At 71.9% G+C, this 16605-nt stretch carries 14 protein-coding genes and 1 pseudogene; 8 read left to right on the forward strand and 7 right to left on the reverse strand.

All coding sequences use genetic code 11. The annotated features are described in order from the left end of the window. Positions 1–26 precede the first annotated feature (26 nt). Positions 27–1220 carry an LOG family protein gene (locus MILUP08_RS01900; protein ID WP_237747021.1) on the reverse strand — a complete coding sequence of 398 codons (1194 nt, stop codon included), beginning with the start codon at positions 1218–1220 and terminating at the stop codon, positions 27–29. A gap of 248 nt (positions 1221–1468) precedes the next feature. On the opposite strand from MILUP08_RS01900, the gene MILUP08_RS01905 reads away from it, so the two are divergent. Continuing rightward, a complete protein-coding gene (locus MILUP08_RS01905; RefSeq protein ID WP_007454265.1) occupies positions 1469–1897 on the forward strand; it encodes a DUF3151 domain-containing protein in 429 nt (142 codons plus the stop codon). 209 nt (positions 1898–2106) lie between these two features. On the opposite strand, the pseudogene MILUP08_RS37515 reads toward MILUP08_RS01905, so the two are convergent. Beyond that, positions 2107–3273: pseudogene (locus MILUP08_RS37515) on the reverse strand (MinD/ParA family ATP-binding protein); the annotation flags it as partial. Between the two features lie 1352 nt (positions 3274–4625). After that, positions 4626–5684 (reverse strand): diacylglycerol kinase family protein, encoded by a 1059-nt coding sequence (locus tag MILUP08_RS01915; protein ID WP_007454269.1) that lies wholly within the window; start codon positions 5682–5684, stop codon positions 4626–4628. A gap of 124 nt (positions 5685–5808) precedes the next feature. On the opposite strand from MILUP08_RS01915, the gene MILUP08_RS01920 reads away from it, so the two are divergent. The 5 genes from MILUP08_RS01920 to MILUP08_RS01940 all read left to right on the forward strand — a co-directional run bounded on the left by MILUP08_RS01920 (position 5809) and on the right by MILUP08_RS01940 (position 10960). Beyond that, complete coding sequence (locus tag MILUP08_RS01920) at positions 5809–7098, forward strand: adenylosuccinate synthase (RefSeq protein WP_007454271.1); 1290 nt, start codon at positions 5809–5811, stop codon at positions 7096–7098. Positions 7099–7270: 172 nt separating this feature from the next. Next, positions 7271–8206: a type IV toxin-antitoxin system AbiEi family antitoxin domain-containing protein gene (locus tag MILUP08_RS01925; protein WP_237747022.1), complete on the forward strand. Its 936-nt coding sequence runs from the start codon at positions 7271–7273 to the stop codon at positions 8204–8206. A 95-nt stretch (positions 8207–8301) separates the two neighbouring features. Then, complete coding sequence (gene purD, locus MILUP08_RS01930; RefSeq protein WP_007454275.1) at positions 8302–9552, forward strand: phosphoribosylamine--glycine ligase; 1251 nt, start codon at positions 8302–8304, stop codon at positions 9550–9552. 60 nt (positions 9553–9612) lie between these two features. Then, complete coding sequence (locus MILUP08_RS01935; protein ID WP_007454277.1) at positions 9613–10134, forward strand: SigE family RNA polymerase sigma factor; 522 nt, start codon at positions 9613–9615, stop codon at positions 10132–10134. Continuing rightward, complete coding sequence (locus MILUP08_RS01940; protein WP_007454279.1) at positions 10127–10960, forward strand: hypothetical protein; 834 nt, start codon at positions 10127–10129, stop codon at positions 10958–10960. Before MILUP08_RS01935 ends, MILUP08_RS01940 begins: the two co-directional genes overlap by 8 nt. Here MILUP08_RS01940 and MILUP08_RS01945 read toward each other — a convergent pair. Continuing rightward, complete coding sequence (locus MILUP08_RS01945) at positions 10951–12513, reverse strand: AMP-binding protein (RefSeq protein WP_007454281.1); 1563 nt, start codon at positions 12511–12513, stop codon at positions 10951–10953. The two genes, MILUP08_RS01940 and MILUP08_RS01945, sit on opposite strands and share 10 nt — an antisense overlap. 410 nt (positions 12514–12923) lie before the next feature. Here MILUP08_RS01945 and MILUP08_RS01950 point away from each other — a divergent pair, with 410 nt between their 5' ends. Next, on the forward strand, positions 12924–13361 hold the full coding sequence (locus MILUP08_RS01950; protein ID WP_007454284.1) for a peptidase inhibitor family I36 protein: 438 nt from the start codon (positions 12924–12926) through the stop codon (positions 13359–13361). A gap of 77 nt (positions 13362–13438) precedes the next feature. On the opposite strand, the gene MILUP08_RS01955 is transcribed toward MILUP08_RS01950, so the two are convergent. After that, complete coding sequence (locus MILUP08_RS01955) at positions 13439–14653, reverse strand: acyl-CoA dehydrogenase family protein (protein WP_007454285.1); 1215 nt, start codon at positions 14651–14653, stop codon at positions 13439–13441. Position 14654: 1 nt separating this feature from the next. Then, positions 14655–15107 (reverse strand): SCP2 sterol-binding domain-containing protein, encoded by a 453-nt coding sequence (locus MILUP08_RS01960; protein WP_007454286.1) that lies wholly within the window; start codon positions 15105–15107, stop codon positions 14655–14657. A 68-nt stretch (positions 15108–15175) separates the two neighbouring features. Between MILUP08_RS01960 and MILUP08_RS01965 the strand changes: the two genes are divergently transcribed. Beyond that, positions 15176–15814 carry a TetR/AcrR family transcriptional regulator gene (locus tag MILUP08_RS01965; protein WP_007454287.1) on the forward strand — a complete coding sequence of 213 codons (639 nt, stop codon included), beginning with the start codon at positions 15176–15178 and terminating at the stop codon, positions 15812–15814. Here MILUP08_RS01965 and MILUP08_RS01970 read toward each other — a convergent pair. Next, positions 15789–16445: a DedA family protein gene (locus MILUP08_RS01970; RefSeq protein ID WP_193376561.1), complete on the reverse strand. Its 657-nt coding sequence runs from the start codon at positions 16443–16445 to the stop codon at positions 15789–15791. The genes MILUP08_RS01965 and MILUP08_RS01970 overlap by 26 nt on opposite strands. Positions 16446–16605: the final 160 nt, after the last annotated feature.

Here is a 16605-nt window from a genome sequence, read left to right on the forward strand (position 1 = left end):
TCCCCTCGGGGAGCCGGCCGTCGCCGTCAGGCCGTCAACAGGCGTACTGCCTCGCGGACGTCGTCGGTGAGGTGGATCGTCGACGACAGGTCACCGAACGGGGAGGCCGCCAGCAGCGGTCGCAGCAGCGCCTCGACCGGCAACTCCCGCGTCCAGTAGTCGCGGTCCAGGAAGATGTACGCGCCGCTGGCCCCGTCGGTGCCGTAGTAGGTCTTGGTCGCCGCCTGGAACACCTCCTGCACCGTGCCCGCCCGTCCCGGCGCGAAGACGATGCCGCCCCGGGCGAGCCGCAGGATCGTGTCCTCCCGGATGGCGTTCGAGAAGTACTTGGCGATCCGCCCGGCGAACAGGTTCGCCGGCTCGTGTCCGTACAGCCAGGTCGGGATGGCCAGCCCTCCGGTCCGCGCCCACCCGGCGTCGCCCGCGCGCTGGCGGGGCACATTCGCGTACCGCTGCCGGACCGTCAACGCCACGGCCGTGTACCGGTGGTGGTCGGTGAAGTCGGGCGCGGTGGCCAGCAGGTCGATCGCCGCGGTCAGGTCCGCCGCCGGCCGGTCCGCCAGGTAAGCGCCGAGGTTCGCCGCCTCCATCACCCCGGGACCACCGCCGGTCACCACCAGGCGGTCGGCCCGCGCCAGCTCCCACCCCAGCACGGCAGCCATCCGGTACGCCGGACTGCCGCGCCGCACCGCGTGCCCGCCCATGATGCCGACCACCGACTGCGGCCCGTACCCGCCCAGCCAGGCGCGGGTGGCGTCGGCGAGCGCGTTGTCCACGCCGTGGTCGTGCAGCCGCTGGCCGAGCGCCTCCTTCACGTCCGGCAGCGCCCCGCCGTGCGCCCGGTAGTGCTCGTACACCCGGGTGTCGTACATCCCGGCGAACCCGCCCTCGGCGAACCCGGCGGCCAGGTCGTCCGGGGTGTAGAGGTGGGCCGGCTGGGTCGGGTACGGCAGCCCGGAGAACGGCGGCACCACGTTCGCGCCGCGTCGGACCAGGTCGGCACCGACCTCCCGGGAGGCGAACCGGCAGCCGACGAAGAGCGTGCCGGTGACCTCGACGCCGGTCAGGTCGGGCACCGGTGCGAGGTCCAGGCGCAGCCCCTGCACGGTCAGCCCGGTCAGGCGGCCGGTGACCAGTTGCCTGTCGAACTCGTCCCGGGTCTGGATCTCGTCGGCGTGCAGGTGCGGTTCGATGACGTCGGTGGGAGGTGGGGTCGGCACCCGGCCATCCTGCCCCTTCGGCGGGGTCGGCCAAACCCCGGGCGGGGGTGGACGCGACAGGAGCCCGGTGGTCGTGGCCACCGGGCTCCTGCGTAACCGGGTCCTGGGGAGGCTCCGGACCATTAGTTGTAGTGGAAAACACCTGGCGGCGGCATAGGCCGCAGGCGTGACCAACTCCTCAGCCGTTCAGCGGAACGCGTCGGCCGACCCGCTCGCGTGTCGCCCTGTCCAGCGGGTTGAATGGGGCGATGCAGAACCTTTTGCCGGAGCCACCGGCCACCCTCCTGCCCGCGAACGACGAGGCCGACGCCGCCCTGGCCGCCGCCCAGGAGGCCGGCACCGACGAGGCGTTCGCCGAGGTGGCGGCCCGCTTCCCGACCTTCAGCGCGGCCTGGGGCGCGCTCGCGGCCCGGGCGTTCGCGGCCGGCCAGGTGGTGACGGGGTACGCGTACGCCCGCACCGGCTACCACCGTGGCCTGGACCAGCTCCGCCGCAGCGGCTGGAAGGGCCACGGGCCCGTGCCGTGGTCGCACGAGCCCAACCGGGGCTTCCTCCGCTGCCTGTACGTGCTCTCCCGGGCCGCCGACGAGATCGGCGAGGCCGACGAGGCGGCCCGCTGCGCCCAGTTCCTACGCGACTGCGACCCGGCCGCGGCGGACGCGCTCGCCAGCAACTGAAACAGGCCCAGGGCCTGTTTCACAAGGGCGGTCGAGCCGAGGCGGAGTCCGGGCGGCGATCCGGCAAGGCGGGGTTTCGTCCGGATACCGGTGTTGTATCCGGACGAAACCGCAACGCCGTCGGTCGTCGTCCGGGCCCGACGCAGGCCGACCAGTTCTTCTGAAACAGGCCCGAGGGCCGGCCCGACGCCGGGCCGGCCCTCGGCGGGCTACAAACCTTCGGCGACCGCGGCGGCGATCTTCAACCAGGCGTCGCGGGTGGCTGAGGAGAGCCCGCCGTACCGGATCGGCTCGCCGCTGTCGATGAGCCGCTCGTACGGCGCCAGCAGCACCGCCCGGGTCCGGGCCGCGAAGTGCTCCTGGATGGCCGGAAGGTCGATCTCCTTGCGCGACGGCGGCATCGACACCACGGTCACGGCCTGCCGGACCAGCCGCTGCCGGCCGCTCTGCTCCAGGTGGTCGAGCATCCGGGCGGCCGTCTCCGCCGAGTCGTTACGGGCCGACATGGTGACCACGAGCTGGTCGGTGGCGTCCATCGACGCCTGCCAGTTCTGCGCCCGGACGTTGTTCCCGGTGTCCACGAAGATCAGCTTGTAGAACCGGCTGACCACCTCGCGGATCTCGGCGAACGCGGCGGCGGTCAGCATCTCGCCACCGGTCGCCGACTCGTCCGAGGCAAGGACGTCGAACATGCCCTCGCCCTGCGAGCGCACGTACTGCGACAGGTCACCGACCCGACCGTGCGCGCCCTGGAACTGCCCGAGATCGCGCAGCATGTCCCGCACCGTGCGGGAGTGGAAGTCCTGCTGGGCCCGCATGCCGAGCGTGCCCTGGGTCTCGTTGTTGTCCCAGGCCAGCACGTAGCCGCCGCGCTTCTGGCCGAACGTCATGGCCAGTAGCAGGATCGCCACCGTCTTGCCGGCGCCGCCCTTCGGGTTGACCACGGTGACCTGCCGCAGCCCGCCGAAGTTGCGGCGCACCATCTCGATGTCCCGCTTGAGCTCCTGCTCGTGCCGCCCCGGCGAGAGCCGGACCAGACCCATCTTGTTGACCACCGCCCGTACGCCCATGGTGGCCACCGGGTCGGCGGGTCGTACCTGCCGGCGGCGGGCGAAGTCCTCGGCCGTCGGCGCGGCCGAGGTCTCCGGCGTCCAGGTGGCATCCGGGTAACCGGTGGCCGGCACCCGCGCCACCGGGTCAGTCTCCTGGTACTGCTGAGGCGGCGCCGGTGGAACCGCCGGCGCGCCCTGCTGCCACGGCGGCGGATACCAGCCCGGCGACGGCGGGAACGGTCCCGGCGGTGGGGTCGGCACCGCTCCCTGCTGCGGCGGCTCGGCCGGTGTCGGGCCGGGCTGAGCGGGGACCGTCGGCGAGTACACCTGCCCGGCGTAGGTCTGGCCGGCGTACGTCTGGCCCGTGCCGGCGCCCTGGTCGACGGCGGGCGGCGGTGGCGGAACGGGCGGGGCGGGGATCGGCGGCGTGACGGCGGCCTGGTCCTCGGCGGACGGGGTCGGGTTGGCCGGCCGCTGCGGCGGATACGCCCAGGGCGACTCGGTCGCCGGCCGCGCCGCGCCGACGGCAGGACCGTCCTCCGCGACACCGGCTGCTCCGCCACCGTGCGACGCCGGGCCTGCGGTCGCGGGGCCTGCGGTGGCGGGGCTTGCGAAGGCCGGTCCTGGCGTGGCGGGTCCTGTCGTGGCCGGGCCTGCTGTGGGCGGGCCTTCCGTGCTGGGGCCTGTCGTCGCCGGGCCTGCTGCGGGCGGGCCTGGCGTGGTCGGCCGGTCGGTGGGCACGGCTGTTGCCGCCGGGCGGTCCAGGGAGAACGGCAGGTCCAGGTCGACGCCGCCCGACGCGACCGGCGGGTCGGCGACCGGACCCGGGCCGGGCTCCGCCGGCACCGCTCCGGTCCCGGTGCCCGTCAACCCGGTCCCGGTGCCCGTCGCTCCGGTCCCGGTGCCTGTCGCCCCGTTGGTGGTGACTTCGGTCGGGGTGCCCGTGGCTTCGATCGTGGTGCGTGTCGCTTCGGGCGTGGTGCCCGACGTGCCGGCCGCGGTGCCCGCCCACGCGGAGGTGGTCGCAGGCGTCGCCGTGCCGGTCGCCGTAGTGCCGGTGGCCGGCGGGAACGTGTCGCTACCCGGCCCGATGAGAGCGCCCACCGCCGGCGGAACCGGTGCGGTCGACGGAAGGGGCGGCGGGGGCGGAGTGGCCGGCCCAGGCGGAGTGGCCGGCCCGGGTGGGGCAGGTGGAGTGGGCGGCGCCTGTGGAGTGGCTGACGTGTCCGCCGGCGGCCAGCTCGGCTGCGCCGGCGCCCAGCCCGTGCCCGGCCCGTTCGGGCCGGTGGGTCCCCAGCCGCTGGGCGGCGGCACCGCCCCGGTCAGGGACGGGTAGTCCGACGGAGACGGCGGCGGCAGGGCTGCGGCCCCCGGTTGCCCGGGAACCGGCGGACGGCCGGTCGGCGGCGCGGCCACCGGCGGCGAGATGGCCGACGGCGGCGTGGACGGCGGCGGAACGCTCCGCTGCTCGGCGACCGCAGCCCACGGCGGCACCACGTCACCCGCGCCCCGCTCGGCCGGATCCGGCGGCCAGAGTGGTTCGATGTCCCGCTCCGGCACCGGCTGCTGGCCGGGCACCTGCGCCCGGTCGGCGTTCTTGTCCATTACGGTTCCTCCCCAGTCCTTCTGCGAGGATAGGCCCACCGGACGACCGGGGCCGGTCGGCGCAGCAGGGGTCAGACCACCCAGACCGCCCAGGCACCCGGTTCGATCCACCAGGAGCGCTTGCGCGTCAGCTCACCCTCGACGCCGTCGTCGAGATAGGGCACCTTTCCCTCCCGGGGCAGCACCGACACGGCCCGTCCCCGGGCCCGCCGCACCTCCAGGCGTACCCGCTTGCGTCCCAGCGCCGAGCGGACGACCACCGGGACGGCCACCGCGACCTCGACCTGGCCGTCGGCCGGGTCCGGAGCGGCCAGCAGCGTCACGTCGTCGAGCGACGCGTAGCCGCCGGCGTTGCCGATCGCGCAGGCCAGCAGCGGTTCGTCGCCGTCGGTGAGGATGGCGTCGTCCACCTCCACCCGGGCGCGCCAGTGCAGCGGGCGGCCGGCGTCATCGGCGGCGCCGAGCAGGGCGCCGTCCAGGGTCACCGAGCCGCCGTCGTTGCGCAGCAGGTCCAGCCGGCGCGGCGCGCCGTCCAACACGGCGGCGGCCACGGCCGCCGGGTCGCGGGGCAGCCCGAGCTGCGCGGCCAGGTCCCGGTGGGCGCCGCCGCGAGCCGGGTCGAGAGGGAGTACGGCGACCGGCGGCAGGTCCGGCAGGGTCCGGTCACCGCGCAGGTCAGCGGGACGCTTGCTCGGCGCCGGGGCGTACCGCTTGACGAGCCGGCGCAGCACGGCGCGCAACTGCGCGTCGCTCGCCGTGGCGACGACCAGCCGGGTCTTGCCGTCCGAATCCGGCCAGGTGAGACCGTCCGGGCGGGCCGGACCGTCGAGCTGGGCCAACACCGCGTCGATCTCCGCGTCCGAGCGGGCGGTGACCGTCTGCACCCGGGCACCCCGGGCGGTCAGCGCGTCGGCGCAGGCCAGCACCGGCACCCGGGGCCGATCGGTGGCGCAGTGCTCGGTGTCGGCCTGGCTGGTGCCGGCCTGATCGGTGTCGGCCTGGCCGGTGTCGGCCTGGCTCGTCGGGGCGGCGCCGGCACCGGTCGCGCCGCCGCAGCAGGCCCCGCCGCTGCCGCAGCCCCCGGAAGCGTCGCGCTCCGATGCGAGGGTGAGCAGCACCACGTCGTACACGGAAGGAGCCTCCTGCCTCTCGACGCGACCCCTGCCGGTCGCGCCGTCACTACTTGTTAACCTGACACCCCGGGCTCGCCAACCGGTCGCCACCTGGCACCCGAGCCTTCTGGAGGCGGAAAAGATGCCAGCGATCGTGCTCATCGGCGCTCAGTGGGGCGACGAGGGCAAGGGCAAGGTTACCGACCTGCTGGGTGAGCGGGTCGACTACGTCGTGCGCTACTCCGGCGGCAACAACGCCGGGCACACGGTCATCACCCCGGACGGCCAGAAGTACGCGCTGCACCTGATGCCCTCCGGGGCGCTCTCGCCGAGCGCGATGATCGTCATCGGCAACGGCGTGGTGGTCGACCCGAAGGTGCTGCTCGCCGAGATCGACGGTCTCGCCGAGCGGGGCGTGGACGTGTCCCGGCTGCGGATCTCCGGTGACGCGCACCTGATCATGCCGCACCACCGGGCCCTGGACCGGGTGATCGAGCGTTATCTCGGCTCGTCGCGCATCGGCACGACCGGTCGGGGCATCGGCCCGGCGTACGGCGACAAGGTCGCCCGGATCGGCATCCGGCTGCAGGACCTGCTCGACCCGGGCATCCTGCGCAAGAAGCTGGAACTCGCTCTGCGCGAGAAGAACCAGATCCTGTTCAAGGTCTACAACCGCAAGGCGATCGACCTCGAGGCGACCGTCGAGGAGTACCTGGCGTACGCGGAGCGGCTCAAGCCGTACATCGCGGAGACCCGGGCGATGCTCTGGGACGCCCTGGACCGCGGCGACACGGTGCTGCTGGAGGGCGCCCAGGCCACCATGCTGGACATGGACCACGGCACGTATCCCTTCGTGACCTCGTCGAACCCGACCGCAGGTGGCGCCTGCGTGGGTGCCGGCATCCCGCCGACCGCGATCAACAAGGTGATCGCGGTGAGCAAGGCGTACACCACCCGGGTCGGCGCGGGGCCGTTCCCGACGGAGCTGTTCGACGCCAACGGCGCGCACCTGCGCAAGATCGGTGCGGAGTACGGCACCACCACCGGCCGGGAGCGCCGGTGCGGGTGGTTCGACGCGGTGGTGGCCCGCTACGCCTGCCGCCTCAACGGCGTCACCGACCTGGTCATCACCAAGCTGGACGTGCTCACCGGGCTGCCCAAGGTGCCGATCTGCGTCGGGTACGAGATCAACGGCAAGCGGGTCGACGACATGCCGATGAGCCAGACGGACTTCCACCACGCCACGCCCATCTACGAGGAGCTGGACGGGTGGTGGGAGGACATCACCAAGGCGAGAACCGTCGAGGATCTGCCGGAGAACGCCCGCCGCTACATCGCCCGCGTAGAGGAACTCTGCAACACAAGGGTGAGCGTGATCGGCGTAGGCCCAGGCCGAGAAGAAAACGTAGTCCAACACCCCCTCCTCCCCTAACCCCCCACACCCCCCGGCCCCCGGAGAACCGCCCCGGTGATCATGGGGTTGACGATGGATTCGATCTACAAAGGTCCCGTCAACCCCATGATCACGCAGGTGTTGGGCGCTGTTGTCCACAGGGTTATCCACAGGGATGGTGGTTGCTTGCTGGAGCGGTCAGCGTGGGCTGGTGGATCGTGCAGACCTCATTCGCTCGATATCTGCCAGTCAGGATGGCTTGATTACTCGAGCGCAGGCGCTGAAAGCCGGATTCAGCCGGCACGACATCGATCATCTGGTGGCCGTAGGTCGCTGGCGGCCACTTGCTCGGGCGGTCTACCTGACGCAGGCCCGGGACGGCGGACCGCCTACTCGTCAGTGTCGTATCCGCGCCGCGGTGCTCTCGCTGGGTCCGGCCGCTCATGCGGTGTTCGGCACCGCGGCTGAGTTGCACGGAATCGCCGGGCTGCCGCGTCGGGACGAAATCCATGTAGCGCTGCCGGGTAGGGCGGCGAAACTGGCACGGACGTCGGACTCCGCGATCATGCTGCATCAACTCGAACACCGTCCAGAGGCGGTGGTCCGGGTGAACGGGATCGCCGCTACAGAGCCGCGACTGACCGTCACCGAGATCATCCTTCGGGAGCGCCGCTACCCGGCGGTCGCGGTACTCGACTCCGCGCTCAACCGGGGACTGCTCACGACCGAGTGCCTGGCAACCATTCCGGCGCTGATTCGAGGTCGACGCGGCGCGGTCGCGGCACGCGGGTACCTGGCCGAGGCGGATGGCCGGGCGCAGTCGCCACTGGAAACGCGTTCTCGGCTGCGATGCGTCGATGGGGGAGTCCCGCCGGACGCGCTGCAATTGGAAGTGCGCGACGACGACGGATATCTGCTCGGTGTCGGCGACCTGGGGTGGCGTGCCGCGAGGGTGATCGCCGAAGCGGACGGCCAGGACGCCCACGGCACCCCGGAGGCGGCCTACGCCGACCGTCGCCGACAGAACCGCCTGGTCAACGCCGGCTGGACCATCCTTCGCTTCACCTGGCAGGACACCCTCCATCCCGCGTACATCCCACACACGGTCCGCGCAGCGATCGCCGCCGCTCACTCCCGTCGATCATGAGGTTGACGGGCTGATGGATCACTAGAAGGCCCGCCAACCTCATGATCACCGGCGCGATGCGCGAGGGTGGGTGGGGCGGACAGTAGGATGCCGGTGTGCGGGTTCTTTTGGTGGGTGGTGGCGGGCGGGAGCATGCGCTCGCGCTCGGGTTGGCCGGCGATCCGGCTGTTTCGGCCCTGATTGCGGCACCCGGTAACCCGGGCATCGCCTCGGTGGCCGAGGTGCGGGCCGTGAACGCCTCCGATCCGGCCGCTGTGGCCGCGTTGGCGGTGGAGACCGCCGCTGACCTGGTGGTGATCGGGCCGGAGGCGCCGCTCGTCGCCGGTGTCGCCGACGCCGTACGCGCCAAGGGCATCGCCGTGTTCGGCCCGTCGGCCGAGGCCGCCCAGTTGGAGGGCTCGAAGGCGTTCGCCAAGGACGTCATGACCGCCGCCGGTGTGCCGACCGCCCGGGCGTACGTCTGCACGGACGAGGAGACCGCCGCGCGGGCGCTTGACGAGTTGGGCGCCCCGTACGTGGTGAAGGACGACGGTCTCGCCGCCGGCAAGGGCGTCGTGGTGACCGACGACCGGTCCGCCGCGTTGGCGCACGCCGCGGAGTGCGGCCGGGTCGTGGTCGAGGAGTTCCTCGACGGCCCCGAGGTCAGCCTTTTCGTGGTCACCGACGGCGAGGCGGCGCTGCCGCTGCTGCCCGCACAGGATTTCAAGCGGATCGGCGACGGTGACACCGGCCCGAACACGGGCGGCATGGGCGCGTACGCGCCGCTGCCCTGGGCCCCGTCCGACCTGGTGGACGACGTGATGCGCGACGTGGTCCACCCGACCCTCGCGGAGATGCGCCGCCGGGGCAACCCGTTCGCGGGTCTGCTCTACGTGGGCCTCGCGATGACGGCTACCGGCCCCCGGGTGATCGAGTTCAACGCGCGCTTCGGTGACCCGGAGACCCAGGTCGTGCTCGCCCTGCTGGAGACCCCGCTGGGTGGGCTGTTGCACGCGGCGGCCACCGGCACGCTTGCCGAGCACCCGCCGCTGCGGTGGCGGGACGGCAGCGCGGTCACCGTCGTGCTCGCCGCGCAGGGCTACCCGGCGGCGCCGCGTACCGGCCACGTGATCACCGGCGCGGATCGGCCGGGCATCATCCACGCGGGCACCGCCCGTCGGGCCGGCGACGGCGCGTTGCTGTCCGCCGGCGGCCGGGTCCTCTGCGGTACGGCCACCGGCCCCGACCTGGCGACCGCCCGGGATGCGGCGTACGCGCTGGTGGACGGGGTGGAGCTGGCCGGCTCGCAGCACCGCACCGACATCGCCGCAGCCGCGATCGACGGCCGGATCGCGATTCCCGGCTGATCCCGAGCAACCCCCGCCCGTCCCGCCTCCGTTTGAGCGGTGAGATGAGGGGGTGGCGGGTTGCGGGTCGACGTCGATGGTTACCGCGACTACGTCGGTGCGCGGCTGGAACCGCTGCGCCGCACGGCGTACCTGCTCTGCGGTGACTGGCACACGGCGGACGATCTGGTGTCGATGGCCCTGGTCAAGCTGCTTCGTCACTGGCCCAGGGTGTCCGCCATGGACAGCCCGGACGCTTATGTCCGGCGGACACTGCTGCGGGTCTGGCTGGATGAGCGGCGCCGGCCGTGGCGGCGGGAGGCGGCGTGGGCCGAGGTGCCGGACCGCGCGATTCCGGCCGGGGCCACCGAGGGGGCGGCCGACCGGTTGACCATTCTGGCCCTCCTTGCCGAGCTGCCGCCGCGTCGTCGCGCGGTACTGGTGCTGCGCTACTTCTGCGACCTTTCCGTCGAGGAGACAGCCCGTGAGCTGGGCTGCACCGCCGGCACCGTGAAGAGCCAGTCGGCTCGAGCGATCGAGGCGCTGCGTGGCCGCCTCGTCGGCGTGCCGACCCGATTCGAGGAGGCAAGCACCGATGGATGAGCTGACCGAGCAATTCCGGGCGATAGTGGCCGGGTCGCCGCCGACCCGGATCGACCTGGACGCCTTGATCGCTGCCGACCGGCAGCGTCGTCGACACCGGGTCTGGACGCTGACCGGCACCGGGGTGGCGGCCGCCGTCGCGACCATTGCGGTGGTGCCGACCCTGGTCGCCGGTCCGGGGGCGGGACCGGGTGGCCTCACCCTGCCGTCGGTGGGCTCCGGACCAAGCGGCAGCGCATCGCTCTGCGCGGTGCCGAACCCGTCCGCCAGCGGACCGGAGCCGCCGCTGCAGACGTACGACACGGTGCGCGTGCGCCCGACGGAGCGGCCGGATGTGGGCGTACCCCGGTTGACCACGGCGCTGCGGGTAGCTCTGGCCGCCACCGTGCCCACGAACCTCATGGTGACCGGGACGGTGCCCGAGTGTGATCAGCCGCAGTTCACTTACCAGGCGCCGTACCGGAGCTACACGACCATCGCGACGCTTACCCGCGATGGGCAGCGCAGCCATCTCGACGTGTCTCTGCGCCCCACGTCGGTCGACGCGCAGGCGGACTGCGCGGAGGCGCCCGACAGCCGGAACTGCGAGGTGCGAGGGCTGGGCGACGACGGCGTGGCGATGCTGAGCACCAGTACGGACCCGGCCGGCGGGATCTTGCGCTGGGTGCAGCTTCTACGGGTGGACGGCACGTCGGTGACAGTCAGGGCGGGCAACCTCCTCTACGGGAAAGACGGCGCACCTGAGTCGACTGCCCCCGAGGCGCTGCTGACCTCGCAGGAGCTCGTCGAACTGGCGCGGGCACCGGGTCTGACCCTCTATCCGTAGTAGCGGCGTAGCTCTCGGCTGAGCACCTTGCCGGTGGCGTTGCGGGGCAGGTACTTCACGAAGACCACGTCCCGGGGTACGGAGAACCGGGCCAGGTAGTGCCGGACGTACTCCCGGACCGCCTCGGGGTCGAGGGTCTCGCCGGGGTGCAGGGCGAGGAACGCGGCCAGTCGCTGGCCGTACTCGGGATCGGGTACGCCGATCACGGCCGCCTCGCGTACCTGCGGTAGTTGGGCGAGCAGGTCCTCCACCTCGGACGGGAAGACGTTCTCGCCGCCGGAGACGATCATGTCGTCGGCCCGGCCGTCGACGAAGAGCAGCCCGTCGGTGCTGAGCCGGCCGAGGTCGCCGGTGTCGAGCAGGCCGTCGCGGGTCTCCCGGCTGGCACCGGAGGTGTAGCCCTCGAAGAGCATCTCGTTGCCGACGAAGATGCGGCCGACCCGTCCTTCCGGGACCGGCTGGCCGTTGTCGTCGAGCATCTCCAGGCGGGTGCCGTGCGGCGGGCGGCCGGCCGTGGTGGGTGCCTGGCGCAGCTCCGGGGGGCCGGCGATGGACGCCCAGGAGACCTCGGTGGAGCCGTAGAGGTTGTAGAGGACGTCTCCGTACACGTCCATGAACTTGGGGGCGAGCCCACCCGGCAGGGCCGATCCGCTGACCGCGACGACCTTGAGCGGGGGTCGCGGGTTCGGTGGGGGCACTTCCAGCAGCCGTTGGAGCATCACGGGTACGGCGAAGAGCGCGTCGCAGCGGTGTGTCACAAGCGCGGCGAGTGTCGCGGCCGGGTCGAAGCGGCGGTGCAGCACGATGGTGGCCCGCAGCGCGAAGCACACCTGGAGGGCGGCGAATCCCCAGGTGTGGAAGATCGGGGCGGCGATCAGCACCCGGTCCTTGGCGTGCAGCGGGATGCGGTCGATGATGGACACGAGTGGCCCGAAACCGCTGGGTGTGGGCCGGCGGGCGCCCTTGGGCGCGCCGGTGGTGCCCGAGGTGAGCACGATGATCCGGCCGTCGCGCTCCGGCGGGTGCAGCTCGCCGGGCAGCGCTCCGGCCACCAGCTCCTCGCGAGCGCGTTCGTCGAGGCGGGGCAGTTCGGCGGGGAGGCCGAGGACCCGTTCGGCGAACTCGTCGTCGTGCACCAGCAGCCGCAGCCGCTGCTCCTCGGCGACGGTGGACAGTTGGGCGGCGGAGAGCCCGGTGTTGACCAGGACCGCGTCGACGCCGAGCAGGGTCGCCGCGACGATGGTCTCGATCAGTCCGTGATGGTTGCGGCACAGCACGCCGATCCGGTCGCCGGCCTGCACGCCGAGCCGGGACCGCATCGACCGGGCCATGCGTTCGGCCCGGTCGAGGAGCGTCTGGTAGGTCAGTTCGACGCCGTCCTCGTCGATGATGGCCGGTCGGCCGGGGTCTCGGGCGGCTGCCTGACGCAGTTCGCCGGCGAGGCTCCACCCCCAGGTGCGCAACGCGTTGAGCTGCGAGGCGATCCGGACCGGGCGGCCCGGCGTGAGCAGCCCGCGACGGGTCAGCGTGGCAACAATGAACGGCAGGTCCATGCCGCAGACCTCCTAGGGGTGGTACGCGGACGGGCAGTCGATCCCCCCGTCCGTCAGGGTGTCGTCCCTTGATCATGCACTGGGCGTGGCTGGAGGCCCAGTCGGCGTCGGCGTGGGGTGACAAAGACGGCACGGATCGTGGGATCCGCTGCCCGGCGGCCCCGCGGGCCGCCGTGGTCGGCGTGACCACGAGTCGAGTCTCGCCTGGCCGTGAACCGAACGATGTGGAAGCGAAATGCTGCCATTGTTGGGAATTGACACATGATTGCCTCGGTCGAACCGGAGCCGGTCAGTGAACATAAACAGTTCTTCCAGACCACCCACGTATGTTCGTGAGCGAAGACCTGTGATGGAAAGGGCGTCGAGCGCTGCCGTCGCCCAAGTAGCGATTCCGAAAATCTGGAGGTTCGGTGAACCTGTTGAAAAAGCGTACTCTTGCCGTAGGGGCGGGAATCGTCGTAGCCGTGACCGGCTCCCTCTTCGCGATTTCTTCGCCCGCTTCGGCGGACTACGCGTGCCCGGCCAGGCAGGTGTGCTTCTTCCAGGACAAGGACGGCCACGGAAGCCCGGCCACGCTTGCGGGTCTGGTCCAGGGTGGCGGTGGCGTCGCCAACTTCTCCGACCACAAGTTCCACAACGGTGTGAACCTCAATGACCAGGCGTCCTCCGTCTTCAACAACACCAATCAGTACCTGGGGGTCTACGAACACAACAACTACGGCGGGCGGTGGCAGCGGGTCAAGCCGTACGGTTGGGCCAATTTCGGGGGTGATGTCAAGAATGACAGCGCCTCGTCCGCCCGGTTCGTCGACGAGGGATGCACGCCGGGGCCGGAGTGGTGCGTTTAGGCGCCTAGGTCTTATCGTCGCGACCCAGTGGTAGAGCGAGGGCCGGAATATCCGGCCCTCGCTCTGCAGCCCTACGGTCAGCGGATCTGCATGCCGGAGATCGCCCGGGAGATGACCAGTCGCTGGATCTCGGACGTACCCTCGAAAATGGTGTAGATCTTGGCGTCGCGGTACCAGCGTTCGACGGGGTGGTCGCGGAGGAAGCCGGCCCCGCCGAGCAGTTGCACCGCCTTCTCGGTGACCGACACCGCCACCTCGCCGGCCTTGAGCTTGGACATCGAGCCCTCACCAGCGGTGAACGGGCGGTTGTTGCGGCCCATCCAGGAGGCACGCCAGACCAGCAGCCGGGCCGCGTCGATCTCCATCCGCATGTCGGCAAGCGCGAACGCGACCGCCTGGTTCTCGATGATCGGCCGACCGAACTGGACCCGGTCCTTCGCGTAGTCCAGGGCGTACTCGTAGGCGGCCCGGGCCACGCCGAGCGCCTGCGCGCCGACAGTGGGTCGGGACAGCTCGAAGGTGCGCATCGCGGCCTGTCCGCTGGCCCGTTTCCCGGAGCGGGCGCGGTCCAGCCGCTCGTCGAGGGCGTCCCTGCCGCCGAGCAGGCAGCGGCCGGGCACACGTACGTCGTCGAGGAAGACGTCGGCGGTGTGTGACGCGCGCAGGCCGAGCTTGCGCAGCTTGCGGGTCGCGGCCAGGCCGGGGATGCCGGGCGGTACGACGAACGCCGCCTGCCCCCGGGAGCCGAGCGTGGGGTCGACCGAGGCGGTGACCACGTGCACTCCGGCGATGCCGCCGTTGGTGGCGTACGCCTTCTGGCCGTTGAGCACCCACTCGTCGGTGGCCTCGTCGTAGACGGCCCGGGTGCGCATCGCGCCGACGTCGGAGCCGGCCTCGGGTTCGCTGGTGCAGAACGCGGCGACGGCCGGGGAGTCGACGTCACCGAAGCACTGCGGCACCCACTCGACCATCTGGTCGGGGGTGCCGGCGCCGTAGATGGCGGCGACGGCGAGCGAGGTGCCGAAGATGCTCAGGCCGATGCCGGCGTCACCCCAGAAGAGTTCCTCGCTGGCGATCGGCAGGGAGAGCCCGGTCGGGTCTGCCCAGCAGGTGGCGAGGAACTCGAAGCCGTAGAGGCCGACCTTGGCGGCCTCCTGGATCACCGGCCACGGGGTGTCCTCGCGTTCGTCCCACTCGGCGGCGGCCGGGCGCACGACCTCGGCGGCGAAGCCGTGCACCCAGTCGCGTAGATCCCGCTGTTCCTCGTTCAGGTCGAGCGAGAACTCAGCCATGTCAGGCCTTGGGGATGTCGAACAGGTTGGCGATGTTGGCGGCCAGGCCGAGGTCGCCCTTCGCCTTGAGCTTGCCGGTCATGAACATCATCACCGGGTTGGCGCCACCGGAGACGATCTTCAGGAACTCCACCGGGCCCATGGTCAGGCTCAGCTTCGGGTCGTGCTGCGGGGTCTCGTTCACCTCGCACTTGCCGTCCGCGATGACCACCTCGTAGGTGTCGCTGCCACCGTCCGGCCGACCGGTGATGATCCAGTGGATCACCGCGTTGGTGGAGCCGGCCCGGTCCGCGCGGAACAGCGACGGCATCCGGCCGAACACCTCACCGAGGACCTTGCCGCGCAGGTCGCCGGCCATCACCTGGGCGATCTTGTCGTCCGGGGTGGACTTGACCAGCTGGGCGAACTCCTTGGGGCCGACGTTGGCGAAGGTGGCCGGGTCGAAGTCAGTCATGAGATGTGCCTTCCGGAAGATTTGGCTACTCGCGCGTAACCCTACGCACGAGTAGGTATGCTCGCAAGGTGTCCAGTGTCCCCGCCTTCAAGCGCCTGCCACGCGCCGTCCGCGAGCAGCAGATGCTCGACGCTGCCGTGAAGGTCTTCTCCCGGCGCGGCTTCCACGCTGCCAGCATGGACGAGATCGCTGAGGACGCCGGCATCTCCAAGCCCATGGTGTACGCGTACCTCGGCACCAAGGAGGAACTCTTCGTCGCCTGCCTGCACCGGGAGGGCACCCGGATGATGCAGGCCATCGCCGGTGCCGCTGCCCCCGACCTGCCGGCCGACGAGCGGCTCTGGCGTGGACTGCGGGCGTTCTTCGGCTTCGTCGGCGCGCACCGCGACGGCTGGGCGGTGCTCTACCGGCAGGCCCGGGGCGAGCAACCGTTCGCCGGCGAGCTGGCCACCATGCGGGCCCGGCTGGTCGAGGTGGTCGCCGGAATGCTCGACCACGCGCTGCGCGCCGAGGGCCGCGAGATCGCCGCCATCGACCTGGAGGTCGTCGCGTACGCCCTGGTCGGCGCGACCGAGTCGCTTGCCGACTGGCTCGCGGACCACCCGGAGGCCGACCCGGAGAAGACGGCCACCCGGATGATGAACGTGGCCTGGCTCGGTGCCGCCCAACTCCTGCACGGCGTCACCTGGCGTCCGCCGACCGACTGACCGCCCTCGCGGAGACAGCGTCGCTGCCCGGCTCGCCGGACCGGCGGCGGTTGCGGAGCCAACGAACCACCTCGACGACCACCGTCACGGTCAGAGCGAGGCCCAGACCGAGCAGGAGACCACGCAGCGGGTCCTGCTCGAAGGCCAGCCCGCCGACGTAGCCGACCAGCGCCGAGTAGAGGCCCCACGAGCTGGCGGCCAGCGCGTCGAAGGCCAGGAACCGTCGCCGGGGATAGCGCACCGCACCCATGGTGAGGGTGGCCGCGGTCCGGCCGCCCGGAATGTAGCGGGCCACGGTGAGGATCAGTCCGCCCCGGGTGGCGATCCCCCGACGGGCCCGATCGATGGCGGCTCGGCGTCTACCGTCGGGCGGCAGCCGGTCGAGCAGCCGTGTGCCACCGCCCCGCCCGATGGCGTACGAGATGTGGTCGCCGACCAGCGCCCCGGCGGCGGCCACCACGATCACTGCCGGCAGGTACGGCGCTCCGGAGGCCGCGAACACCCCTGCGGTGATCACCGCCGTCTCGCTCGGCACCACCGGGAAGAAGCCGTCGAGCACCGCGACCGCGAAGATCGCCAGGTACACCCAGGGCGAGGACATCGTGTCGTGCAGCAGGTCGAGCAGATCCATGATCCCGATGCTGGTGTCGGCGGCAGCTCGCGACATCGGCCAGTGGTCGGGTGGGCGCCACTACTTAGGTAGCGGCCGGCCCGGACTGCGGGTCGGGGTCATCCCCCACCGCACCCGGGTACGACGCCGCGCGGCGGTCCGATCCGTCGGCTGAGCCCTA

The sequence above is a fragment of the Micromonospora lupini str. Lupac 08 genome, assembly GCF_000297395.2.
In the GTDB taxonomy this organism is placed as follows: domain Bacteria; phylum Actinomycetota; class Actinomycetes; order Mycobacteriales; family Micromonosporaceae; genus Micromonospora; species Micromonospora lupini.

Excerpts from the sequence above, each read along its gene's own strand:
- MILUP08_RS01905 (WP_007454265.1), top strand. The coding sequence starts at position 1,469 with ATGCAGAACCTTTTGCCGGAGCCACCGGCCACCCTCCTGCCCGCGAAC.
- MILUP08_RS01970 (WP_193376561.1), bottom strand. The coding sequence starts at position 16,445 with ATGGATCTGCTCGACCTGCTGCACGACACGATGTCCTCGCCCTGGGTG.
- MILUP08_RS01960 (WP_007454286.1), bottom strand. The coding sequence starts at position 15,107 with ATGACTGACTTCGACCCGGCCACCTTCGCCAACGTCGGCCCCAAGGAG.
- MILUP08_RS01940 (WP_007454279.1), top strand. The coding sequence starts at position 10,127 with ATGGATGAGCTGACCGAGCAATTCCGGGCGATAGTGGCCGGGTCGCCG.
- MILUP08_RS01955 (WP_007454285.1), bottom strand. The coding sequence starts at position 14,653 with ATGGCTGAGTTCTCGCTCGACCTGAACGAGGAACAGCGGGATCTACGC.
- MILUP08_RS01920 (WP_007454271.1), top strand. The coding sequence starts at position 5,809 with ATGCCAGCGATCGTGCTCATCGGCGCTCAGTGGGGCGACGAGGGCAAG.
- MILUP08_RS01945 (WP_007454281.1), bottom strand. The coding sequence starts at position 12,513 with ATGGACCTGCCGTTCATTGTTGCCACGCTGACCCGTCGCGGGCTGCTC.